This window comes from Priestia sp. BR_2 (genome assembly GCF_041954005.1).
In the GTDB taxonomy this organism is placed as follows: domain Bacteria; phylum Bacillota; class Bacilli; order Paenibacillales; family Paenibacillaceae; genus Paenibacillus_AQ; species Paenibacillus_AQ lautus_A.
Genome location: NZ_JAVFHM010000170.1, coordinates 38527 through 63612 on the forward strand (window position 1 = coordinate 38527; position 25086 = coordinate 63612).

Annotated in this window: 18 protein-coding genes; 6 read left to right on the forward strand and 12 right to left on the reverse strand. The window is 51.6% G+C overall.

Translation table 11 applies throughout. The features are described from left to right. The first annotated feature begins 60 nt into the window (after positions 1–60). On the forward strand, positions 61–873 hold the full coding sequence (locus tag RB298_RS08465; RefSeq protein ID WP_096776864.1) for a VOC family protein: 813 nt from the start codon (positions 61–63) through the stop codon (positions 871–873). 105 nt (positions 874–978) lie between these two features. Here the strand turns inward: RB298_RS08465 and RB298_RS08470 are convergent, their stop codons facing one another. Further along, the gene (locus tag RB298_RS08470; protein WP_486046778.1) at positions 979–1338 is read right to left on the reverse strand and encodes a MerR family transcriptional regulator; all 360 of its coding nucleotides are present in this window, start codon (positions 1336–1338) and stop codon (positions 979–981) included. 119 nt (positions 1339–1457) lie between these two features. Between RB298_RS08470 and RB298_RS08475 the strand changes: the two genes are divergently transcribed. Next, the gene (locus RB298_RS08475; protein WP_096776863.1) at positions 1458–2096 is read left to right on the forward strand and encodes a nitroreductase family protein; all 639 of its coding nucleotides are present in this window, start codon (positions 1458–1460) and stop codon (positions 2094–2096) included. A 198-nt stretch (positions 2097–2294) separates the two neighbouring features. Here RB298_RS08475 and RB298_RS08480 read toward each other — a convergent pair whose 3' ends face one another. Both RB298_RS08480 and RB298_RS08485 read right to left on the reverse strand, forming a co-directional pair. After that, entirely contained in the window at positions 2295–2435 is a 141-nt protein-coding gene (locus RB298_RS08480) for a hypothetical protein (RefSeq protein ID WP_192570495.1), read from the reverse strand. A gap of 124 nt (positions 2436–2559) precedes the next feature. Further along, a complete protein-coding gene (locus RB298_RS08485; RefSeq protein ID WP_096776862.1) occupies positions 2560–3183 on the reverse strand; it encodes a nitroreductase family protein in 624 nt (207 codons plus the stop codon). Positions 3184–3307: 124 nt separating this feature from the next. Here RB298_RS08485 and RB298_RS08490 point away from each other — a divergent pair, with 124 nt between their 5' ends. Continuing rightward, positions 3308–3658, forward strand: a complete 351-nt coding sequence (locus RB298_RS08490) for a winged helix-turn-helix transcriptional regulator (RefSeq protein WP_096776861.1) — start codon at positions 3308–3310, stop codon at positions 3656–3658. Positions 3659–3726: 68 nt separating this feature from the next. Here RB298_RS08490 and RB298_RS08495 read toward each other — a convergent pair whose 3' ends face one another. The 7 genes from RB298_RS08495 to RB298_RS08525 all read right to left on the reverse strand — a co-directional run bounded on the left by RB298_RS08495 (position 3727) and on the right by RB298_RS08525 (position 17660). Continuing rightward, positions 3727–6705, reverse strand: coding sequence for a GAP1-N2 domain-containing protein (locus tag RB298_RS08495; protein ID WP_486046781.1), 2979 nt, complete (start codon positions 6703–6705; stop codon positions 3727–3729). Further along, on the reverse strand, positions 6705–7964 hold the full coding sequence (locus RB298_RS08500) for a hypothetical protein (RefSeq protein ID WP_009589557.1): 1260 nt from the start codon (positions 7962–7964) through the stop codon (positions 6705–6707). The genes RB298_RS08495 and RB298_RS08500 overlap by 1 nt, the downstream gene beginning before the upstream one ends. 83 nt (positions 7965–8047) lie before the next feature. Continuing rightward, complete coding sequence (locus RB298_RS08505) at positions 8048–8689, reverse strand: beta-mannanase (protein ID WP_213580918.1); 642 nt, start codon at positions 8687–8689, stop codon at positions 8048–8050. A 17-nt stretch (positions 8690–8706) separates the two neighbouring features. Beyond that, a complete protein-coding gene (locus RB298_RS08510; RefSeq protein WP_015737598.1) occupies positions 8707–9972 on the reverse strand; it encodes a vWA domain-containing protein in 1266 nt (421 codons plus the stop codon). Between the two features lie 37 nt (positions 9973–10009). Then, positions 10010–12394 carry a transcription initiation factor TFIID gene (locus RB298_RS08515; RefSeq protein ID WP_486046784.1) on the reverse strand — a complete coding sequence of 795 codons (2385 nt, stop codon included), beginning with the start codon at positions 12392–12394 and terminating at the stop codon, positions 10010–10012. A 3-nt stretch (positions 12395–12397) separates the two neighbouring features. Next, entirely contained in the window at positions 12398–15787 is a 3390-nt protein-coding gene (locus tag RB298_RS08520) for a tubulin-like doman-containing protein (protein ID WP_213580915.1), read from the reverse strand. Between the two features lie 85 nt (positions 15788–15872). Continuing rightward, positions 15873–17660: a vWA domain-containing protein gene (locus tag RB298_RS08525; protein WP_486046786.1), complete on the reverse strand. Its 1788-nt coding sequence runs from the start codon at positions 17658–17660 to the stop codon at positions 15873–15875. A gap of 314 nt (positions 17661–17974) precedes the next feature. Here RB298_RS08525 and RB298_RS08530 point away from each other — a divergent pair, with 314 nt between their 5' ends. Genes RB298_RS08530 through RB298_RS08540 form a run of 3 tightly spaced genes read left to right on the forward strand, consistent with a single transcriptional unit; the run spans position 17975 to position 20987 of the window. After that, complete coding sequence (locus RB298_RS08530; protein ID WP_009589533.1) at positions 17975–18127, forward strand: hypothetical protein; 153 nt, start codon at positions 17975–17977, stop codon at positions 18125–18127. After that, positions 18120–19055, forward strand: coding sequence for a hypothetical protein (locus RB298_RS08535; RefSeq protein ID WP_486046788.1), 936 nt, complete (start codon positions 18120–18122; stop codon positions 19053–19055). The genes RB298_RS08530 and RB298_RS08535 overlap by 8 nt, the downstream gene beginning before the upstream one ends. 15 nt (positions 19056–19070) lie before the next feature. After that, entirely contained in the window at positions 19071–20987 is a 1917-nt protein-coding gene (locus RB298_RS08540) for a hypothetical protein (RefSeq protein WP_486046790.1), read from the forward strand. A 173-nt stretch (positions 20988–21160) separates the two neighbouring features. Here the strand turns inward: RB298_RS08540 and glmS are convergent, their stop codons facing one another. Continuing rightward, positions 21161–22993 carry a glutamine--fructose-6-phosphate transaminase (isomerizing) gene (glmS, locus tag RB298_RS08545; protein ID WP_486046792.1) on the reverse strand — a complete coding sequence of 611 codons (1833 nt, stop codon included), beginning with the start codon at positions 22991–22993 and terminating at the stop codon, positions 21161–21163. A 736-nt stretch (positions 22994–23729) separates the two neighbouring features. Beyond that, on the reverse strand, positions 23730–25070 hold the full coding sequence (gene glmM, locus RB298_RS08550; protein ID WP_486046794.1) for a phosphoglucosamine mutase: 1341 nt from the start codon (positions 25068–25070) through the stop codon (positions 23730–23732). Between the last annotated feature and the right edge of the window lie 16 nt (positions 25071–25086).

The window sequence follows — 25086 nt, forward strand, 5'->3', positions numbered from 1 at the left end:
TGAAGGTTTATACTGGGATTGTTCCATTTTCCAAAACTTTCTTATAGGAGGATCAAGCGAATGGTTGGATTACGGCTGGATGATTTCGATGGAGGTTTTATCATTGCCCCATGGGATCGGTTCAAGGAACTCATCGAATGGTATAGCACGCATTTGGATCTGAAAGTGACATACGAAGAGGATTACCCGGTCGAAAAAATGGCCACCCTTACTTTCCCGGCACTGGGATGCATACATATCAAGTCGGTGGAGCATGACCACCCGCATTTTGCAGTCGATTGGGGACAAAACGGAAATGTTCGCTTCTGCTTCACCGCAACGAATCTTGAAGCTGCACACGCCTATTTTCGCGAACAGGATATTCAAGTGACCGATGTGACCCAAGGCCCCTTTGACCGTACCTTCGATTTCTTCGATCCGGCTGGCAACCGCTTAACGGCAATCGAACCGGAGCCAGGTACGGAGGCGTTGGTTGCTAAAGCACCGGACGCACGCTTTCCGTTCCAAGCGATCCCCCGCTTTGGCGTTGACCGGCTGGATGAAGCCATTGCGTGGTACGAGGCTAATCTGGGCGGCAGAGTCGAACGGGTCAGTGAGGATGGAACCTCCGCGACCGTAATTATCACCGCCGAGGGCGCACCGCTCTATCTGGAAACCGTTCGGGCAGACCGAACGAAGGACGCACTTACTGTAGCTGCAAGGCCTTATTGGGTAATACGGAAGAAGGCGGACTTTTTTGAGACTCATAAACGTTTGCGGGAACAAGGATGGAAGGTTACCGATTTTGCCGGAAATCCGAAGTTTCTTGTCATGTTCCACACCTACGATCCATATGGCAACCAGATCAATGTATGGTGTTACGAAGATTGTTAGTTCATGATTTGGCACATCCATGAGTGATTCCGCGTGTACATGAAAGGGCTGCGAGCATCCCTAAAGATATCGCAGCCCTTATCGTATCGTTCACATACTTTTACTTTAACACTTGGTTTGAAAATTCGCCTTTCCTTCCAAGACGGCATTCAAGAATGTCTTCGACTTTTTCAATCGCTTCTGGATCTCTTCAATTTCTTTGATTTTTTCTTCTACCATTTTCGTCTTTGCCTCGTACGACAAGTTAAGTTGTTGATTGACTAACAAACTTAATTCTTCTATAGAAAAATCTACCGATAAAAGTACCTTCACATCATCTAGAAACTCCACAATCTCTTCGGAATAAATTCGATAATTATTTGCATCTCGTTTAACAAATGTGTCCGGAATCAGGTTCTTACGTTCATAGAATCTCAACGTTGATATGGGCAGACCCGTTAAATTTGAAACTTCGTTTATTTTCATCATAGGACCTCTTTTATTTCTTGCTATAAACCTAGGTTCATAGTTCATAATACGAAATATGATAACGAACGACATCCACAATGTCAAAAAAATCGATGTTATCAAAAAGGAGAGGTTCTATGTTTAACCATATTCAAAACAACGATTTCGCCAATATCGTTATGGGCCGACGTTCTGTCCGCAATTATGATGAGAACTATAAAATATCGAAAGAAGAGATGAGCGACATGATTTCGGAAGCCAGTTTGGCTCCATCCTCTGCAAATATGCAGCCTTGGCGTGTAATTGTGGTCGATACTCCGGAAGGAAAAGAAAAGCTAAGACCTCTTGTGAGGTTCAATACGTTACAGAATGATACTTCATCAGCCATGTTATTGATTTTTGGCGATACCCAAAGCTATTTATATGCTGAAGAAATTTACAATACAGCTGTGGAACAAGGAAAAATGCCGGCAGAAGTACGAGATCGTCAACTCGAAACCATTCTATCCCTGTTTCCGACTCTATCAAGAGAAATGAAAGTTGAAATTGCAAAAATCGATAGCAGCCTCTTTGCCATGCAGTTCATGTTAGTAGCTCGTGCGCATGGGTATGACACGAATCCAATGGCAGGCTTTGAAGCTGATCAGTTAGCAAAAGCATTCGATGTAGATGAAGAACGCTATGCTCCAGTCATGGTCATTTCATTAGGAAAAGCCAAAGAAGATGGGCATGAGTCCGTTCGATTAGAGCCTGACAAGATTACATTTTGGAGATAACCATGTTCCGTAGTCGTTTCACCATTCTTTCTTCAAAATAACATCAGACTCAAACGCAAGTTTATGCAAACCGAAAAACTCAATCTAAAAGAAAACGGCAGCCGGTCATTGTGATCGGCTGCTTATGATGGTTGAACTAGCAGCCGAGTGACATCGCCTGGTCCTCATTCGTAATATCCTTGCACAGCAGGCCGTCGCTTATACTCCTCCCGCTCCTCCACCATGTTGGCTGATCACATCCATAGCCTCATCTATGATCGGAACTGCCTGTACCTTCTCGAAACAACCTGACACGATCCATACCGCTAAAAGTGCTGCAGCAACCAGGCCTTTTCTCATCCTTCTATTCCCTCCTAATAGAAATGCGTCGGAGACGGCGTAACTATTAGACGGATGTTTATCCTATTTTGTTCCACCCGCTGCATGAACAAACAACAAGCGAGCCAATATTTCATGCCATGAATTATATTTTGTTTGTATACATGATTTTGCCCACATCGTGTCTAACGGTTTTATGACCTTGTTTAATTCCTTTCCCAATGGCTATAAGCATCACATCTTCATACCTGTCAGAAATCTGTAAGGCTGACTTTAATTGTTCGGAATCATACCCGGACATGGTAATCGTATGGAGACCCGCCTCGTTCGCCAGTAAGACTAACGACATAGACGCCAGGCTTGCGTCTCTTACTAATTCGAGCTTTAAATCTTCTTTGGATTTATTTAGATAATATTGAATAGCCGCGCTGGCTAAATAATCTCTTAATGATGCGTCAAAATAACCCTTTTGAAATCCTTCTTCATGGATATGTATAATATTCTCTTTTTCAAATGCTTGATAATCGCCCAGTACAACGATTAGAGCCGACGCTTCTATTACCTGTTGCTGATGAAAGGCAATGGGGAGTAACACGTTTTTTAAATTCGGTTCGTCGATAACCAGGTACCGTGTGGCTTGAATATTGTTTCCGTTGGGCGATTTACTGGCTCCTTCAATCAAAGCCGCCAACGTTTCCGATTCCATTTTATAATGGGGGTCATAATGCCTGACAGAACGTCTTTGCTCTAATATCTCTCTCACACTCATTGTGCTCACTCCAAATGTTTTATTTGCTTCACATTCCGATTATAATGGACCGTACAGTGGCAGAAAATAACGCACAATAAAGTGGGTTAGCCACCTTTATGTGCCTATTCAGGAGGATTACATAATGAACAGCCTCAATACGGGAATCAATATTTTTATGAACACGGTAGGAGGAAAGTGGAAATGCTTAATTCTCTTCTTTCTGAGTCAAAAGCCAAGGAGAACTAAGGAGTTCTACCTGCTCATGCCGACCATTACGCAGAAAGTCTTAACCGAGCAATTAAAGCAGCTGGAAAAAGATGAGCTTGTCCGAAGAGAAGTATTTAAAGAAGTACCGCCTAAGGTAGAATACAGTTTAACTGAGCTGGGCCAATCCTTCGTGCCTGTACTACATACCATGTGTGAATGGGGCAACACCTATGCAACCGTACAAAACCTCGAAAGAGAAGAACAAATCTGTCGCCAGCATGAATAAGTGGTCGTGCATACATAGTGGCGCGAAAAAAAACGAGCAGACAATCATTCGTCTGCTCGTTCTATAATTCAAACCCCTTCATCCGTCTCATTCTCGGGAGTCTGCTCTTGCTCTTCCGAAAGCGAGTTTTCGTCGGACAGCTCATACGAGACGCCATCCACAACGACCTTCCCGATCAGGGACACGTCAAGCGGTTGATCCAGCTTCACGACGACCTGACTCGTATCAGCCGGGTTTGCCGGAGTGGTACCGACGTTATCCGAGGACTCCACGTCCTCACCTTCAACAGGATCAGACGTGTTTTCCCCTTCTGTTGTCCCGCTATTCGGATCCGCTTGGTTCCCGGATGAATCCGTCTCGGATCCTGACGGATCAGCAGCATCGGCTTCCCCTGTGGTTTCATCCGCGCACACCCGCAATAATTCAGGACTGGCCGCTTCAAGCAGCGTGCTTCCATCCTTGCCTATAATCTGTAATTTGTCCACACTGAAATCCCGGCAAGCCGCCGGCTGTTTAAAATGGAAATTCAGATCGGTGCTTCCCCCCTGCTCCCCTTCCTCCACCACCGTCGCCGTTAATAAAGGCTGCTCGTCTACGGTCTCGGAAGAAGCCGGCGGTACCGTAACCGGCGGCGTAACGGCCGGATTCGGATCGGCATCGCCGTCCGCGGGACCTTTGCCGTTTTGGATCATCATGAAGGCAGCGCCAGCAACAACGATTACCACAAGCAAGGAAGAAGTGATTTTTACGAACCGCGAATGCCGGCGAAACCATCGCACCAACGGCGAAGCCAACTCGGCCTTAACCTGCGCATACACCGGTTTGAGGATGGGTGCAGGCGAACTGAAATAAGTTTTTACGTAATCCTTATTTTTAAAGGCTTCGCGGTCGTGGATTTTGAAATAATCGATGATGGCGGCGGCATAAGCGGGAACAAGTCCGCGCGGTCTAACGAATACCGGCTGCTCGGCAGACCACTGAATATATTGGTATACCACGTCCGGGCTCTTGCCGTATCTGTGCAAGTAATCCAGCAAGCTCCGATAGTCTACCGCACTGGAATTGATATCCGTGCAGAAAGCCAAGGTTATGCTCTCGAAATTGGACGGTTCCACATGATGCTGCAGCCACTTCCGCATGATATGCTGGGTGCGCTCCCGTTCCTCTGCCGAGAGTTCCGCCAGCACTTCCGCTCTAACCTCTTCATGGCCGGACCACTGGTGAAGGGCCAGCATGACCGCGGCTTTGGACCGAATCCGGGAATCGAACCGCTCTACCCAGCCTTTGAACTCCTTCGGCATTTGCAGGAACCCGATGTCCATCAACTGCTTCTGGCTTAATTGCTCAGGCTCCAGCTCACGCAAGAGAAAGAGATTGGCTGCATAGATCATCCGGTCCGCAAAGGCACGTCCGCCTTGATAACGGCCGATTCCCTTTTGCGGATCGCGTTCCAGCGCATCCAATTGATCCAGTACGGCATTGACCGTTCTCACCGGATCCGAATCCTGCTGAAGCTTATCGATAAGCTGGGCTTCCGCAAGCCGGACATAATTCTCCTGCTCCAGCAGGAGAGGGTGATTCCGAACCCACAAGCCGATCAAATCCACGAGGTCTGCAGGCGTTGCCGCTTGCTTCATGCGCGTTTTCATGTAGGGATCGAACATCAGCGCCGGCAGCCCCGGACTGGTCAGCACCCTCGCATAAAAGGCTCGGCTTAAAGACGGGCTGCTCTCCAGCAGCTCGTAAATCGCCATGGTCGTATCCTGACGCTGCTTCGATAAAGCATTATTTAAGGAGCGGATAAAATATTCCACGATCCAATCGTTATGCTGCCGGGGATTGATGCCATGATAATCCTTCAGGAATCCCGCGATCGCGGCATCCGGAACATGCCCGCCTTTGACGAGCTCGAACTCCTTGGCAAACAGGGCAAGAAACAGCTGATCCAGACGTTGCTTCGCATCCAGGGCGCCTGCCGGCTGCAGATAGAGCAGTGAAGCACGCAGCACGGCATGCTTATGCTCATGGTACAGGCCTTCATGGCCTTCTTCGATCTGGAACAGCATGCATAAATCATCATAGCTGTCCAGCGAGATCTGATGTATCGGCTCCATGTCCGCAAGCATTAGCTCGGCGAAGGCAAAAAAACGTTCGGACCGATCCGGGTCCAGCAGCGTATCCCAAGCAAAATCAAGATAAGGCTGCTCGGACCATTTCAGATCGGCATTGATGACCCGGCCTGCTGCGAGCTCAAACAAATAATCCTTCTCGATGCTCCGGTCATTCAGGCGCAGGCTGCCCTTCTCCACGAACATGAGATGAAGCCCCTTCTTGCTCTGCGGCTCCTTGGCATAAGTTACGAATCCAAGCACCCGGCGCAGCGCATAGGGCAATCGGCCAAACAGCACAAAGAGCAGCTGCTCCGCCTTCGCGGACAACTGTTCCACCGGGACATCCAGAACGATGTATACCTTTTTCTTCCCGGCAGCCGCGGATATGCAGGCATAGATCAGCTGCTTGAATACTTTCTCGTTGATCCCGAGCTCCTCCAGCAAGGCCGGCGTCCTCTCGGACGAGACAGCGGCCCGGGAATCGGCCTGTACCGGAATCGCAGGAAGCTGCGGCAGATCGACGCCCTCTTCGATATCGTAATGATCGGCAAAAGCGGCCTGAAGCCATGTCCGGTAAGCGTTATGATCATCTCGATGGAAGCCTTCCGGAACGACGTAATGATGCGTAAAAAAGGCGCTGCGCAGCCCCGTGAAATCCGCAGGCTGAAACACGCTTCGACCCAGCACCGTTTCCCCTGATTCGGTATGGAACAGATGAAGGGCAGCCGGATAAGACGCAGCGTCCCGTTCACTGCGCGCCGTCAGCTCGGCAGGTGCTTCGTATTGGCAGAAGGGATGCAGTACCTTTTTAATAAAGGAAGCCTCCAATCCGGACGAACGGGCCACCGTGTCAAAACCTTCGGCCGAGCGGAATATGCCTCGCCGCTCACGGGTGTACATCTGCTGCTGTATGTTTCGGGTTGGGAATTCCGGCACTAGTCTTCCCTCCCCTGAATGTACTTCAGCTTGTACAGAAGCCAGATGAACGGTTCATCCACCCGAATCGGGCTGACCACGCTCTGCAGCTTCTGATCGACAGGGTTGCTGCCCAGTGCCGACACGGCAAAATAGGCGGTATTCGAAAAGTACACATCCATCGTCCCTTTGAACGGACGGTCGACCTTTTCGATAAAACGGCGGATTTCGCCGTCAATATTTTCAAACTCGGTCAAATTCAAAAACTTGCGGTGCACCACATTGTTAAAAATATTGCTGTTCAGCTTCACATATTCGCCATCCTCATCCTTAAGCGCGTGAAGCATGTCGCTCTTGGTCAAGACGACGGCGGTTGGAATATCCGTCTTGCCTTTGTCCTCATACGCGATGAAATCGCCGAACATGGTCAGCACGACATCCCGCGGCTCATCATACTGGGATACCCACTCCCCGGGCTGATCGCCGAATTTCAAACGGATTTTTTCCCGAATGGAGCGGATTTGGAGCGGATCCACCATAAACAGAATGCCCGCGGAATTCTTGATATGCTGTCCGTGCAGCCCCAAATAATCCTCATCCACCATGCCCTCGCCAGCCACGTCAAAAAATACGAGCGTCAAAGGCGGCTTCGACTCATCCTTGAACACGAATTGGAAAATAAAAGGCTCCTGCATTTTCTCCTTCTGTGTAGACGCCAGCAAATCCCCGCGTTCAAACAACGGCTCCTCATAGCCGGTGCGGAACTTGCGGCTGATCTCGGCATTCAGCGGCATGCAGGCCGCATCGAAATGATCTGCCGTCGTATGCTGAAGCGTATGAATCAGCGAAGTCATATAAACCGATTTGCCCACTTGCGAAGCACCGATAATCGAGATAATGTTGCTTGGCACCTTCCCGGCGGTAACCGGCAGCTCATTGTGGCATTTCGGGCACAGCCGTCTGCGCGTGACGATGCCGTAACGGTCATTCAATCCAACCAGGACGTGCTCCGAATAAATGTGCTGCTCCTCCGGGATGTCGCTCGGACGGATGATCGCTTCGATATCATACACCGAATCCAGCCCGAAGCGTTCACGGTACCGATTCAGCTCCTCATCTTCCCCAAGCGCATAATCCTCGTCATCCTCGCGGTCGTGGGCAGCCCGGAAGACGACCTCCTTCGGAGCAAACTTACTGAAACAGTAAGGGCAGACAATATCATAGAACAGCGGCCTTGGCTCCGGCTCCGGTTTTTTCTTGAATATATCAAAAATGCCCATCTTTCGTACCTCCCTCTGAACCCTATGAAAAAATACACACGAATGCGCTCACATGGTTAACCGTGTGTTCTTTTTGTCTCTATCTATCTGTACACCAGCTCATATCGTTGTCCGTATTTCTTGCCGTCCGTAAAAAACAGGCGAACGTAATCGTTCTTGCCCACCTCGATCGCAGGCAGTTCGTTGCGTCCGGCAGCAAAATCCGTCACGAACGGGTACAAGATGCCGTCTTCCTTGTTGACCGGATAAGCGCCCTGCTTCTTCACGTAACATAAAGCTTCCTTCGGTACCGGCACCTCTGCCGTCACCTGGATTTCGATCGTCTTATAGGGCTGCAGCCAGCGGCTTTTTTCGCGAATGGAGTAGACCAGTTTCGCTTTGCCGGTACTGAACCGAATGCGGTTCGATTCATCCTCCTGCCTGATTAACGCCATCTCTCCGTCTTCGGAAGACAAGGCGTAGACCGTGTACGTGATCTGACCGATCCCCTCCAGCCGGTCGCGGTACCCGTTGTTCGCCTTATACTCGTCACGGGTGTATAGACGCATCCCGCCTGGCTGCGAATCGCCTGCAGGCTGGCCGAATCCGTCGTCCATCGCACGGTGGATGTATACCGCTTGAAGACCCGGCGGCCAGCTCCAGCGGAGCGTGCAGTAACCATCGTCTAGTTGATAGCTTAATCCCTGAATGACCCATTCTCCGGGCTCCGCATGTTTAAACCGCATCTCGAACGCCCCCTGCTTTAAAATCCTCGGCTTGTTGAATCATTCGGCCGCTGCCCTCTTCCCGTTCGGCCCGGCCGCTGCACGTTGCGGATGATCTTGCTGCTCTCCTTAACCGGAATCACCAGCGTGAACAAAGCGATGATCCCCGCGAGCAAAAGGCAGGCAATCAGACGAACGGAGGCATCCCCGATTTCCTCGCCGGAGAGGCCGTATTCCAGAACCACGCCTGCCAGTACGCCCGATACCGCGCCGCCGATGCTGAAGCTCAGCGCAAGATGGCGATTGTCAAACACCGTGCCGAGGGCCAGGCCCATGGCAGCGCCGATGAGCAGCATCGCAGCGATTCTTCCGATCTGATGATACACGCTGTCTTCCATAGCGCCCGTACGTTTCGTCAACAGCGAACGGTCTCCAACGTCGTCATAGATTTTCTGGAAAACGAAAGACAAATCCTCCGCATGCTGAACGTCGTAATATTGTCCGCCCGTTTCCGCCGCAATCGTCTGAAGCAGCTGTGCACCGTCCGGGTTGACAAGGCTGAGGCCAATCGTATTTACCGCGATTTGCTGCTGTTTGTACTCCGCAAGCACACGATCATGGTCGGTTTCGCTAAATCCGTCCGACAGCATGATGACCATGGCGCTTCTGCCGGCATCCCGGCTTTCCTGAATATGCGACATGGTATCCTCCAGCGCAAGACTGATGTCCGTACCGCCATCGTTCGTTGCCAAACCGTCGATTTCCGCAATGATCTCATCCTTGGTTTCTTGGTTCTTCACGCGCGTGAACGGCTGCAGTAACGTTGTTGCATGATCAAACACCATCACGGATACGCGGTTATCCCGATCCATGCGGTTGATCAGATTTTTGGCTGCCGTGTACCGGTCCTGATTCGGGTCCGTCTCGTTCATGCTGCCCGAATTGTCAATGACCAGCACGATATCCTTCACGGGCTTGGCGCTGCCCGGGTTCAACTGGTACGCCCATTCAAACAGCATGCCAAGGAGGAACAGGGCCACCAACGTGGATGGAATCAGCAGCTTCCATGATGTGCCCGTGTACCGCTGTCTCCATGAGCTTCCGCTCAAACGGGGGGAGATCAGTTCTGCGATTAAACAGGCCAAGCCGATGCATAAGGCCAGAATCCCGAAATAAATCCCCGTAACCACGATGACAGGAAGCCCTGTCCCCCACTGGCGAAGCAAAAACTCCCCAATGGCAAATCCGAGTCCCCCACCGACCAGGCTAAGCAGCAGCAGGAGAGGGTTTAATTTTCGTTGCACAATACACGCCTACTCTCTGTATCAGAATCGAAGAACGCTAACGCAGCTCGGGAAGCTGCGCCGGTTCCATGCCATGAAATTCATAACCATTTGCCGTGTAGGTCTCGTAGTAGGTTCTGCCATTCCGGTAATACATCAGATCCTCCAGATGGAAACCTCCCATCAGGTTCAGCTTCTCGACCCCGCTGGAGCGCTTCTCGTGCACGATGCCCAGCTTGTACACCCGTAAAGCTTCATCGGCATGGATCGCATAGCGGACGAATTCGCTGTCGGCATCGCCGAAGAAATATTTTTCCTCATACCGATGCTCCTGCGTATAATCAAGCAGCCTGACCAGCGTAACGGAGTTCTCCTCCAGCATCCGGTATAACACCTTAAACAGGTCTTCCTTGGCCAGCACCTGCTTGTTATGGTAGTCGATGGTGACGTTCGCCCTCCGCAGCAGTTCTTCCTCGAAGGTCTGCACGAACGGCTCTGCCGTCAATAGATCCCTCAGACAGACCCGGATCATGTTCGACATGATCGGTTCGATCCCTTCATGCGTAACGATGGAGAGATTGCCGACATACCGTTCCTCGAAGAATACGCCTTCGCCGCGCTTGCTCTCCAGCTCCAGCATCAGCTCCTCCGTCACGAGGCCGTAATACTCCATCAGGTTCTGGCCGATATAATCGTCTGCGGCACGGATGCTGGAACGGGCCGCCTCCAGCAGCTCCGCCTCCAGCTGATCCAGCATGCCTGCCTGCTGTTTGTACTGACGGTGAATACGTTCAAGCTCCGTCTCATACAGCCTGTAGAGCTCAAGCTCCGTTTCCAGCTGCAGCAGCTCATATTTGCGCCGATAGACCTCGCCCACGAAATATCGAATGAAATGGCGCACATTCTGTTTATCCCGAAAAGGAAGCTTCTTAAACGGCTGGCTTTCGACGCTTTCCTCATAATAGCGGTTTAGTCCGTCCTGCTCGGTCTTAAGCAAGCTGCCGAGATCCCGGATCCGGGATCGAACCGCTTCAAGCACAATGCCCGCTCCGGCCTTATCGCTCGTCCACGCTGCAATTTGATAACAACCGATTTGCGGGTGAGTCGCCAAAGAGCGGCGCAGCGCATCATGCAGTTCTTCTGCGGTGCTCATATCGCTCAGTCTCTTTCGGGCCGCCAGCTCGTAATTGTCGCGAAAAAACTGCCGGCAGCCATCTCCGAAGAGCGCCTCTTCCGCCTCGCGAATATTCATTCGCTTCAGCCCGGCATAACTGACGGGATGCGACATCATGCCTTTCAGTCCGTCCAGATGCTCGGGGGCCGGCAGCATCCGGTCCGCTCTTGCCGTTACGGCCTCCGAGTCGAGACCGAAATAGGCCAGGCATTCATGAACCTCCGGCTCCGGCCTGTTCTTCATGCGAAGCAGCAGTCCGCGGCACAGATGGTAAAGGACCGTTAGCGCAATCGGCTCATTGGGCCTCTTCACCCGGGCAAAGCCGGCGGAGACACAGCCTTGGCGGCCGGATTCGGTCATGATATTGCTTTTGAATGACGTATTGTTGTAAATGCCTCGGATCCCGTCATAGGTCTCGTCCTTCTGCTTCCGGTTCTTGAGCAGGCCCAGGTGGCAGATGATATCGTAGATATCCTGCATGCCGGCGTAACCCGAGATGCCGCGTTCATTCTTGTCGGACAGCACATAGACGAGATCAAACAATGGGGATGCCGGGTGGACGACCGGAATCGTCAGCCCGTCCTCCGTTACCTGCAGCGGCGCGGAGAAGCTGTATTCCCTGCTCTGCATCAGCTCCAGTTCCCGCAGAAACGCAACGCCTACAGAGCTTGCATAACCGTAGGATTCAATCTGCTCCCTTTCATTAATGAGCGCATACAAATCCATCTGCACCGACTTGAACGACTGCTGGAATATGGATTCGGCCAGCAATGAAATTTCCGGGATAAATACATTAAACGGGTCATCGACCCGTGTAATGACAGACAGATGAACCCGGTCAAACGAAGCATAGCTGCGTCCAAAGTCTGAAATATGGTGGCTTAACTTCCGAATCGCTTGATTCAACCCGGACAGATAATGCTGGTTCTGATAGAAGCTCTGGTACAGCTCCTTCCGCATCGATTTGGATGCGGCGTCTGACACCGGCAGCTGCAGGTGGTACCTGTGAAGCCGACCGGAGAGTCCGGGGCCTTGGGGCCCTCGTCCTTCGCTCCGGTCCGTGCCTACATGAAAATAAACGACGCTGGCGCTGTTATCCCATTTGCGGTCCTGTATTTCCATGATCGGTTCGATGGCGGACGATGTCTTGTCGCCTATGAACAAGTATACCTCCGGGTAGTGGATGCTGCTCTGATCATCCTCCATCAAGGTAAGCTGCTCTTCCGACTTGGCATAGCCGGCAGCATACTGGCGAAGAATCTCCCTCATCGTCTATTTCAACCTTCTTCGGATGTCATTTAATTTCGAAGATACCTGTCTGTAGAACTGGTATCGCTCTTCGCCGTCCGCAAGCTCCACCTTCTCGTATTCCAGCCGGTCGCGCGTTTCCAGGAACCGTTCGGCCAATTCTTCCAGCTTCGTGAGCAGCGGCGTAATATCCTCGGAAGCGGTCAGCTCCTGATCGCGGCGGGAGGATTTGCGAAGCAGCGTGCTGCGGCTTTTCTCGTCCAGCTGACGGAAGTGCTTGTAGACTTCATACTCCACGTCGTTCACGCTTTTCAGCAGGTTGGCAAACGGCTCCCAGGAATCTTCCTCCGGATCGCGATCATAAACGAAGAGCGCACCCTTCTTGGTGATCGTCCCGGTGTACAACGCCTCGATGAATTGATCAAGCCACTTCTCTTCATTCTGATTGTCGCTGATCAAGAGCTCGAATTCCGTGATTTTGGCCGCGATGGCAGCATATTTCTTCAGCTCTTCCCGGACGATGCGGATCATTTCCGGAGAACGGATCAAATTCTCCTTGGCCATTTCCTCGTTGATGCTGTTGAAAATATCCTTGGAGCCTACCCGCTCCAGCCCCTCGTTCATCAATCGCTTCAGCTCGGTCCATGCCCGCTTGACCTCGCCAAGGTTAGGCTTGGGACTATCGAGCTGCAGATCATAAGCGCGAAGCAGCTCATTCAGGTCAAACGGCTTCGTAAACACGACCGCATAACGGCTGCTCGTATTCTGGTCAACGTCCTTCTGGATGACGACCTTATACTCAAGCGCTTGGCTGAATTCGGACCGAACCCGGGCATTGTACTCCTGAACCCGCGGGTTGACGTAGGTATCCCCCCAGGATTTTTCGGGAATCGGCGACGGCAGGTACGTCCAATTGTTGCGGTCCGTCTGCACCAAGTGGCGTCCAACGCCTTCCTTGTCCATGATCGTGCGTTCGTAACTTTCCTCATAAACCTTCAGCGGCGTGTAGACGAACAGCGGCACGCCGTTCTTCGTATTCAGCCAGAAGATCCGGTTCTTCACTTCGCTTTCCTTCACGGTGAAATGGGATTTCCCGACCGAATTGTTCTGATAATTGCGAATCCCCTTTAGAATGCTCGGTGCCTGTACCGGCACGGACACGAAGCCCCAGGAAGGGAAGTACAGATTGCCTGCGCTGTTGCTCAGATGGAAGACCGGCACGGCTTCGTCATCCAGCTTGCTGGCGATACTGCGCTCGACGAATTTTTCGATGGAATCCTCCTGACCGAATTTCATGACCAGGAAATCCTCCATCGAACGGGTGATCAGATCGCCAAATTTATCGGTAAGAAACTCCGAAATGGAACGGACGACATCGATCTCCTGCTCCCGGGTCCAACGATTGGCATGACTCAGCAGCTCCTGGGCGAAATCGCGGATGAGATCATCCACATCCTTCTGATCCATGATTTTGTTGATGACGTCGGAAATGTCGGGCACGCTGACCAGGTTCCAGTAATACGTCTTGTTCCCTTTATGATCCTGCTGTTCTTCCCCGTTCACGAGAATGTCGCCGTTCTTGGCGAAAATCGAATTCAGCGCATTCAGAATCTCCGTGTATACGCTATAAATCCGGTTATTCTCCTGGTTCAGCAGATCGTATAAATCCTCGTAAAATTCAATCATCTGCTCGGTGCGTTCCACATCGGCTTCCAGCCAATATTCGTTGATTTTGGCTTCGATATAAATGTTTTTCTTCTTGTCCTTCGAGACAAAAGCGCTCTTTGCATCGCCCAGACGATCGATCGCCTGTTCTCTGGCCGACTCGATGTCCCGCGGTATGCGGGTCAGATTCTCCCGCAGCGCTTCGATGTAGGACAGCAGCATCTTCAGCAGGCTAAAGCCCTTCTCCGTATAGATCAACCGCGATACGTAAAACGGTCCTTGCTGCGGATGCAGGAACATCCGGCGGATTTGATCGCTGAACTGAGCCACGATCTCGCCCGGCAGCTGCTTCTTCGCTTTGATGTATTCCTCGCGGGCTCTAGCCAGAAAATTCTGTTCCAGCTCCGTGTCCATATTAATGACCTGGTTCTTCACCACGTTCGCGTAGCTGAGCCGCTCGCTGTTCTGGTATCCGGGCAGCGGCTCCGGTACGCGGGATTCGAAGTTCTTGGTCATCGAGTCCAGGTCGATGCCCAGCTTGCTCGCAAATTTCTCGACGTCCTCCTGGCTCGGCGCTTTCTCGAACATGGTTTGCATTTTGCCGAAGACGCGGTATGCCAGATACGTCGTCATCTCTTCGATCGGCAGTACGGCCGAAGATGCGCCGATGATGTTGTAGTCGTAATTGGCAGGATACGCCTTGTTCATCTGCGCAATATTGGTGCGGATGTTGCTGATATAGTCATGGATCGCAAATTCTTCGCCGGACTGTTTTTCCTCGCTGGCCATGAAGTTCGTGATGTTCTCCGCGGTAACGTTCATGCAGTAATCGTAGGCATTCTCCAGCAGCTTGCCTTCCGTATTCGTAGCGGATATCAGATGACATAGATTAAATGGAGGCAGCGGAGAGTTCACGTTCAGAATGTTGCCGTACTGCTGCTTGAACCGTTCGCCTCTGGCATCCACGTTCATCCAGTAGTCCAGCTCTTTGAGCGCGGCATAACCGTTCTTCTTGATGTACTCGCGCGTGTGCTCGCTCAAGCTTTTGTTCGCCAGATTGATATCCGGCGTAAACAGATAGCCGAGCGTGTTCACGCGGTCGATGCCGGCAGAGCCGTGATCGCGTTCGATAATGCCGCGGACGATATAGGCGATGTCCAAGAAGCAGCCGCTGCCCGTACCGCCGGAGAGCCCCGTCAGCAGGAAGACCATCAGCTTTTTGTTCGTGCCGACCGACAGCGTTTTGATCTTCTTGTCGATCGCCTGCACCACTTGGGTAATCTTCGTGAACAGGAGCAAGCGGCCCGCCTGGCGTACGCCTGCGGCCCCGTTCATGCCGTCGGTAATGCTCAGCTCGGGTGACAGCCAATCCGTAATGTAAGGCTCCAGGATGCTGCGGTTCTGGAGAAGGCCTCCGATCTCGGCATTGGAGAGAAGCACGAATTCATTGATCGGATCCAGTCCGATCCCCTTGTAGCGCTTATTCTTATCCTGTTCGTTGGTCTCAAAAGCCAGAAACTCCACGTTATCCGGCTTGTCCATTCTTTTCTTGGACAACGGATCCTCCGGCAGCTTGAAACGGCGGTTAATCTGATATTTCAAGCGCAGCAGCGCATCGATCCCCGTCCCTCCAAGTCCAATGATGAGGATCGGATTGTCGATGGTATCCACCCGTATTTTCTCGCTGACAATGCCGCCTCCGAGTGAAACGTCAAGCTGTTGTATATGTTCTCTAACTACCGGTTTCATAACTTCCCCTCCTGATAGGTCATGGCATTAAAAGGTTTGTTCAAAAAGTCCGCTTTCGATAAATTGACCTTTTTGAACTCGCACTTTAAGCCAAATATTCGAATAATATCGTTTTGTCCGCCTGCTGAAGGGAAACTCTCAGCCGGTCTCCGTTCTTCAGCTCCGTCCCGTTCGTTGCATCCAGAGCCCGTCCGGACTTCTCGATGACGGCTGAAGAAAGGTTCTTAAGTATGAGGCGGTCGTTCTTGCCCGGCATGAACAGGATTTTCTCCGTTTCCTTGAGCTCCGGAGCAAGCTGCAGAAGCTGATGCAGATTGAACTTCCCTTTGAAGGAAGTCAGCTTCTTGTATTGCGGGGACGTCTTCTCCCCGGTATTCTCATCCCTGATCTCAATCACGATTTGGCCGACAAAGCCCCTGTTCGCTTTCTTTATCGCGCCGAGAATGAAATAAGCTGCCGCTCCAACAATGAGCAGCGCCGCGATGCCAATGATTACGGGCCATAATGGAAAAGGTTTCGCATCCTCGCCCCCGGTCATCTCCTTCCCGCCATTGCCGGAGCCGGAGGCTGCCGCTTTCGCGCTAATCTTCACAGGCGGGCTTTCACGGTAGAAGCTCTGCTCCTCCGCACGCACCCTCAGCTCGTAGTCATGCTTCTGCGGAATCTTGTAATCCCCTACAAAGCTGCCTTCTTTGTTCTCTAGTTCGACTTCCGACTCGTCCCCGGTGTTCAGGTCCTTGATCAACAGCTTGGCCGTCATATTGCCGTACTGTTCTTGGTCCTGCAGCTTCTGTCCATTGCTGACGAGGTACGCGTTAATGTCAATCGTATCCCCTTCCTTTACCTTGGAAGACGGCGGAGGATCCATAGCCAGCTCCAGATCGTAGTTGAACACGAGGTTGATGTCGATTTTGTCCTTCGATACGCCCTTCACCTGCAGCTTCCAGTCGCCTTGCTGCGGCTTCAGCAGCTTGAGCAGCGAATAGGAATTGGACGTGGAGCGCAGCACACTAGCCGATGGAATGCTCTGCTCGGCACCGGCGGGATCTACCAGCTTCACGTCCACCGGGCTAGAGGACATAATGGAAATATTCGCCTCCAACACGTTGGCATTCGGCACGCGGACCGTAACCTCCTGATAGCTTCCGTTGCCGGTAATCGACTGTACCGGAACGATCTTGAGCTGCTGGTGGCTGGCAAAAATCTCGCTTAATATTTGCGGAAGGTCATCCGCCGAACTGGTCGTAAAGGATTTGCCCCCCGTTTGGTTGGCCAGTTCAGCCAGCGTTTCTTTGTTCAGCTTCCCGTCGGCATTGAGTCCGATCGTATAAATCGGAATACTGCTTCCTTTGGCCTCCTTGACGGCTTGGTTCAACTGCTCTGACGCTTCCTTGCTCGTCCTGCCCGTATTCGGATCCAAATCATTGTTACCGTCGGCCAAAACAACGATCATCGGCGCATGTGCCGGGTCCATCCCCTGCTTCAGCACCTTCACGGCTTCATCGAGACCGACGGACATATCGGTGTACGGTCCGCGATCCAGCTGATCGATAAATTCCTTCAGCGCGGTTTTGTCCGCCTCCGACTGAATATCAAGCAAGGCTTTCTCCCGCTGAATCCGGTCGGTATAGGAAACGATGCCGACCTTGTCGCCGGTTGTCGCCAGCATGTCGATGAACATCTTCATCGCTTCGCCGCTAATCCGCTCCGGATCGCTATTTTTCATCGAATTGCTGGCGTCCATCACCAGTACGGCATCGATGTTGGAGCCTTGGGAGGCAGCCGCTGCCTTAGGCAAGGCTCCTCCGCTCCAGGTCATGATCAGCAGCACCGCTGCCATCAGAGAGAGCAGCCATTTATTTTTACGTTGCATAGATTTACTCCTTCATCCATTTAGTCGAGCATCGGCGGATGTCTCGGTTCGTTCGTCAGAGACTAGTCTAACTGTAGGCAAAAAGTCTTAAAATCACATGAAAGGAAGCTTAAAATAATAATCGCAAATATCCATATTCCTACTGTGTTTATATAGAAAATACCACGCCAGTCACTAAAATATCCCAGCACTATGTCCATATGATATAATTATACCTGCCAAAGTTCAACATCATCAGTCGCGCCACCCGGACTTAGGACACAAGGCTCACCCTCTATTTTTGAACCAATTTCGATACCGAAAGGAACCGACATATGATTACATACGGATGTCTCGGGATTTTGTTTCTTTTTGTCATCATCAAGATCACGGCCTATTCCAAGCGTAAGAAGAACGCCCCGACGCCGGAGCAGCTGCAACAGACTCTGCTTGAAGCGGCCAACTCCAAGAGGGAACAGCATGGATAAGAAAAAGCCGGTGCAACTTCGCCCCTATGCTAAAACGAGATATGTCTACCAAAAGTTAAGGATTTGCAAACATTGCCACAATTTCACGATTCTTTGGGAGGATAGCTGCGCTTACTGCAAACGCCAGTCCCTGGTCCCCGTTATGGAATTTGCAGGGAGCATGGCCAAACGTTCCATGCAGAGCGACCGTCTTCTTTTCTACATTATAGGACTCTCTGCCGTGCTTCTCGGTCAGACCTTCTTGCAGATCGCGATCGCCTTTGCCTGCATGCTGATCCTGCTTGTATGGTTATGGCTGATCCAGCGGCGAATGCTGCATTCCGAGACCCTGCACGCTCTGGACAAGCTTATAAGAAGTCATCGAGAACAGATTCTGGATGGCCTCGATCTGAACAAAGCGACGGCCTCCGCCGCCATCAAGGAAGATGCTCAGCTGGGCTTTGAGATCGTCAGGGAAATTGCTTCCTTGGTTCGGAGTGACCGGATCCGCCTGCAGCAGATCGTCCTTCTGCAAAGCTTCAGCCTCCGGAAGGATATGGATCTTGAACTCGAGCCCCTGCTTCTGGACGAGTTTGATCCGGACCTGGCCGCCTATATCGGGGAAATCGCCAAAATTAAACGCGAGCTGATCAACAGCAAAGCCATTCGGTACCTGCTCAATCATGAAGCTGACATTTTACGGATGGAGCATGGCAGGCAGATTATGATCGACGCTGCCGGAGCAGCGGTACGGAAGAAAAAATATATCGATACGTTTCCTGATTTCATTAGCCGCTATGCGGATGGATTGCCAAGGTACCGCTTCCTCCGCTTGTATCAGATCGTGCGCCGCAATCCCGGCTTGTCGTGGAACGGCCTTCGGGATCGGGTATCGGCTATTTATAATGAACATTACCGCTCGGACCCTGATTTTCAAAAATGGGATTAGAGGGGCTATACCGTTATGACGATGAAAAACACGCTAACCCTGCGAAATTTGTATCTTTTATTATGTATCGTCCTTCTGCTGCTGATCGGGTATAAGGGAATTCACATCTATCAAAAAATCGAGGCGATGGCGCAAGCCGAGTCGTTGTATGCCCAGAAAAAGCTCGTTCAGGCAGAAGAGTGGTATCAGAAGGCCCGGAATAACCGTTCCCTTCTATATAAAGAAGATCTGCTTGCTTCAAGGCTGCAAGAGCTTGGGCCCATTACGTCCATGAAGGAAAGTCTTTCCTCACTTGATCACCGATTGAGCCAGGTCGGGGAAGCCGGAGATTTCTCCGGCTTCATGAACGTATATGCCGAATTGCTTGAGGCGGAGAAGAAGTTCTCGGAACAACAGGGATCCCACGCCTCGTATTACGACGAAATTGCGTCGTTCTATGGCATACCCGATGATGTGAAACGGACATTCCTGCAATTCATCGATTTGTTTACGCGCAGGGCCGACGAGCTGCTTGAAGAGCAGCAGTACGAGGATAACAGCTTTAAATGGAATCTGCTTCGCATTCCGGATTCCTTCTACGGCAGCGAGAAACAGAAGGATGAGAAGCTGCTCCGCCTGTTCCAGCGGTACGACGAGATGGTTTTGACCCGCCTGGCAGGGGCCGGGCAGTATGCCGACCTGTTGAATTGGTCGCAATCCATGGGTTCCGAGTATGCCAGCCGGTCGATATCGGCTGCATGGTTGAATCGAAAGGCCGATGAACTTGTGTATGCCATGCTGCAAAGGGATGTGCAGCGGGAACAACCGGCCGTTTTTGCAGCTCACGCCTCAGGCTACAGAAAGTACCTGGAACGGAACGAGCGGAAGAACGCGGAGATCATGGCGTATATTCAGAATGAGATCAACCGCTGGGTCGCAGCGGCCGATAGGATGGTACAAAGCCAGAACTACGAGGAAGCAATCGCACTCTATGCGGCCTTGTCGGGGTACCAGGATATGAGCGGTAAACGGCAAGCTGCCGAATTGGCCTGGACGATCCACGATCCGATTCGTTTGTTCCACATGGCCGGTCTGAAAGGCAGCTTCAGCTACGTCAGCGGAGGCGGCAATCGTTTCGGAGGATTGGCCTATGCCATAGGGGTCGACGAGGGGAACATCATCTACTTAGCGGTCTTGAATGCCGATGAATCGGTGCAATTATTCCAAAACCACGATTACCCGTCCGATGTCGCGATCCATGAGGTTTCAGTCGAGGAATCGCTTAGCGCCGAGAAGAAGCCTGTCATCCTTGTGGAGGGCTCTGCGGGGACTGACTTGGTATTCTATTCAGCCTACGAAACCAGAGATTCTAATCTGACGCCGCTGTTCCAATTTACGGCCGAAGGCTACCAGGTGCTGCCGGACAAATCTTTGCTGGTCACGAATCTGGAAGGAGTCAGTCCGGACGAGATCGCCATTTTTGAGCGTCAAGGAGACCAATACGGATTCACTGGGTATCAGGTTCAATATACCGACATCGATATCGCTAATATCGAGGGTTATCCGAATGAGAAAGTACGCTTCTCTGTCCATATCCCGCAAGGCGGCTATGGCGAAGTCATTGCCGAACGTAATGGATACTATATCGTCTTAAGGGGAGACTTGGATTTCCCTGCGGGGAGCCCGACGCTAATCGGAACGTTCAATGGCGAGTATCAGCAGCTGGAGATCCCGGTAAGCAGTCAACCACCTGCGTCTCCGGACCCTGCCGAGCCGGAGACCGGACAAGTTGACGGAGATCGTCTGGATGAAACTGAGAATCCAAGCAATCCCGTCACTTCCGAGGAGATCAATCCGGATGATGTTCAACAAGACCATAGCGAAAGCAGTGAAAGCGCCGCATCCGGTCAGATCACGAAGGTGCCTGTCATTCATGTGGAATCGATCGAGTAAGTTATTGAATCTTTAATCACTTTAATATCTTGAATCCTTCTGAACATGACAAAAGGCTTCGCCCCTAATCACCAGGGGCGAAGCCTTTTCATTAATAAATTCAAGCGATATGAATCCTAAATTTCATTAACAGAACAACTAGAGCAGATCGATCTTAATTGCCCGCTCCTGCCTTACTCCACCGTCACGCTCTTCGCCAGGTTGCGCGGCTTATCCACGTCGTTGCCACGGGCAAGCGATGCGTAGTAGGCAAGCAGCTGCAGCGGTACGACAGACAAGGCTGCCGTCAAGATCGGCAAGGTCTTCGGAATGGCGAAGGCTTGATCCACGGATTTCAGCAGGCCGGCCACATGCTCTTCATGCGTAATGGCCATCACTTCCGCGCCGCGGGCCTTCACTTCCTTGATATTGCTCACCGTTTTTTCAAGTACGTTTTCTTGGGTTGCCAAGGCAATGACCGGAATTCCCTCTTCAATCAGGGCAAGCGTACCGTGCTTCAGTTCGCCGGCAGCATAAGCCTCGGAGTGAATGTAAGAGATCTCCTTCAGCTTGAGGGAGCCTTCCTGAGCTACGGCGTAGTCTTGGCCGCGGCCGATGAAGAACAGGTTCTCATGCTCAGCAATCTGCTCGGCATATCCCTTGATCGATTCCGCGTTGGTCAGCATGGACTCTACCTGTTCAGGCAGTGCTTCCATTGCTGCAATCACTTCAGCAACGGCGTCTTCTGTCATCGTACCGCGCACTTGAGCCAGGTACAGACCAAACAGATAGAACGCAATCAACTGCGAGGTGTAAGCCTTCGTGGAGGCTACGGCAATCTCCGGACCAGCCAGGGTGCCAAGCACATCGTTGGCTTCTCGGGCAATCGAGCTGCCCACAACGTTCGTGATGGCCAGAACATGAGCGCCATGGCTTTGCGCTTCACGAAGCGCAGCCAAGGTATCTGCCGTCTCGCCGGATTGGCTCACTACGATGACAAGGGTCTCCGGCGTGACGATCGGCGAGCGGTAACGGTACTCGGACGCCACGTCATTTTCGACCGGAATGCGCACCATCTCTTCGATCACGCTGCGTCCCACCAGCCCGGCATGGTAAGCCGTACCGCAGGCGACGATCTGAACATTGCGAATGTTCTTGATCTGTTCCTGTGTCAGCTTCAGCTCAGGCAGAACGACTTTACGTCCGCTCTCATCCACACGGCCCAGCATCGTATCCCGGTATGCTTTTGGCTGTTCGTGGATCTCCTTCAGCATGAAGTGATCGAATCCGCCTTTTTCTGCTGTAACGGCATCCCAGTCGACACGAATCATTTCCCGAGAAATAAAGTTCCCCTCAATGGTCATTAATTCGACAGCATCTGCCGTCAGCAGGGCCATCTCTCCATCGTTGAGAATATAAACGTTACGCGTATATTTCAAAATAGCCGGAATATCAGAACCGATGAAGTTCTCACCTTCGCCAAGACCGATAATAAGCGGGCTTGCTTGACGCACAGCCACCAATCGATCCGGCTCATACTCGGTCAATACGCCAAGGGCAAATGCGCCTCTCATGTAAGAGATCGCCTTCTGCACAGCCTTAACGATATCTCCGTCATATTCTCGCGCAATGAGATGGGAAATAACTTCCGTATCGGTCTCCGAAGCAAACTGGTGTCCTTGGCTGATCAGCTCTTCCTTCAGCTCCAGATAGTTCTCAACGATTCCGTTATGAACAACGGAAAACTTCTGGCTTTCGTCCGTATGCGGATGCGAATTCACGTCCGATGGACGGCCATGGGTTGCCCAACGGGTATGACCGATACCTGCGGTCCCTACCAGTGGTGCAGACTCCAGTCGCTCCTCCAGATTGGCAAGACGTCCTTGTGCCTTCGCAACGCGCAGGCCTTCATTCGTAAAGACGGCAATCCCTGCTGAATCGTATCCACGATACTCAAGCTTTCTCAATCCCTCGATCAACACCGCTTGCGTTTTCTGATTTCCAATATATCCGACAATACCACACATATTATGATTCCTCCGTTCGATTTCCCAATAATAGTTAGGCGGAAAATAGAACACGGCAGCATCTGTGCGGCATCAGGAAAGAAGAATGATCTATTCAATTATCAACGTTCAAGAAACTCAGCAATTCGTTAGGCTGTTTAGTTGAACAGACATGAATGCACTCTTCTTCCACCGCGCTGCCCTGTTCTAGATCGCACATTCATGTTTTGTATATAAGTGATGAATAAGCATCTGCGAATACGTTGTAAGAACGGTCGCCCATCCCTTTTCCGTTATCCGCTTACGGTTGATGCATAACCGAGAGGTCCCCGCCGAATAATCCGAACACCTCTACCTCGTCAACTTGCGTTCTGCCGTTTGGTTATCCTTAGCATGGCTATAACCAATCCCCGCGCAGGTACAAGCTCTGGCGCTTATGAAGCTTGAAGTAACCTCACGATCCTCGCTTTCTATTCTTGAATGACATCCTTTATTATATTCATGCCCTATCGCTTTGGCAACTCGGCTGGTTCCTGACAATGCCAAGCCCTACCTTGGATTAACCCCATGAATGACACCGAATGACCTATTTTCGCAAGCGATGCCGAACAAGCTCATCTTTGCAGGCAGGACAGGGGGTGTTGCGCTTTCATTAGACCGGCATTCTGGAAAACAGCGGGCCAGTGAACCGAAACTTCATAGTTCACTGGCCCTGACAGAAATTAGTCTGCTTTCCTTAAAAAATACACCCTTAGTCTTACGCCAATTCCCGCTTCACCACGTCTGCAATCTGTGTTACATAACGGTCAAGCTCATCTTTGTCCGGGCCTTCCGCCATGACGCGAATGAGGGATTCCGTTCCCGATGGGCGCACCAGGACACGACCGTTATCCCCCAGAATGCCTTCAACTTCCGCAATCGCAGACTCGATAATGGTATTGCCTTGGTACTTGCTCTTATCGCCAACGCGGACATTAACGAGTACTTGCGGATACTTGCGCATGCTGCTCTTCAGCTCATGCAGCGGCTTGCCGGAGGCTACCAGCGTATCCACCAATTGAATCCCGGTCAGAATGCCGTCTCCTGTGGTGTTGTGGTCCAGGAAAATGACATGTCCCGACTGCTCGCCACCCAGGTTGTATCCGCCGCGGCGCATTTCTTCCATGACGTAGCGGTCGCCGACTGCCGTTTTTGCCGTCTTCAGCTTCAGGCTGTCGCATGCTTTATAGAAACCGATGTTGCTCATCACGGTCGAAACGATCGTACCTTCCTTCAGCTTGCCGGCACGGTTCATGGCATCCCCGCAAATGCACAGGATGAAATCGCCGTCTACTTCCTCGCCTTTAGCATCGATGGCAATCAGGCGATCCGCATCTCCGTCAAAAGCCAGTCCGAGGTCAGCGCCATGCTGGAGTACGGCCTCGACGAGTTTCTCCGGGTGAGTCGATCCGCAGTGATCATTGATATTCAGGCCATTCGGCTCAGCGCCGATGGTGATCACATCCGCACCCAATTCACGGAACAGCTTCGGAGCGAGCTCATACGCAGCCCCGTTTGCACAGTCCAGCACGATTTTCAGGCCGTCGAACCGGTTGCTGATCGTCGTTTTCAAATATTCCAGGTATTTATACTTAGATTCGTTATCTACCAGCAATTCACCTAAATCAGCCCCGATCGGTCGCGGCAGATTGTCGGTTTCCGCATCCATCAGCTCTTCAATCTTGAGCTCGGTTTCATCGGACAGCTTGAAACCGTCGCCACCGAAGAACTTGATGCCGTTATCCTGCACCGGGTTATGCGAAGCCGAGATCATAACGCCCGCATCAGCCTTCAAAAGTCTTGTAATATAAGCCACCGCCGGCGTACTTACGACGCCAAGGCGAATGACGTGTGCGCCAATGGACAGCAGGCCTGCAACCAGAGCCGACTCCAGCATTGCGCCGGATACCCGGGTATCCATCCCGATGATAACGGTTGGCTTCTCTTTATCGCCCGTAAGCACATAGCCGCCGCAGCGGCCGATGCTGTAAGCCATTTCCGCCGTCAATTCTTGATTCGCAACCCCTCTTACTCCATCTGTACCAAAATATTTCCCCATGTTTTATATACTCCTT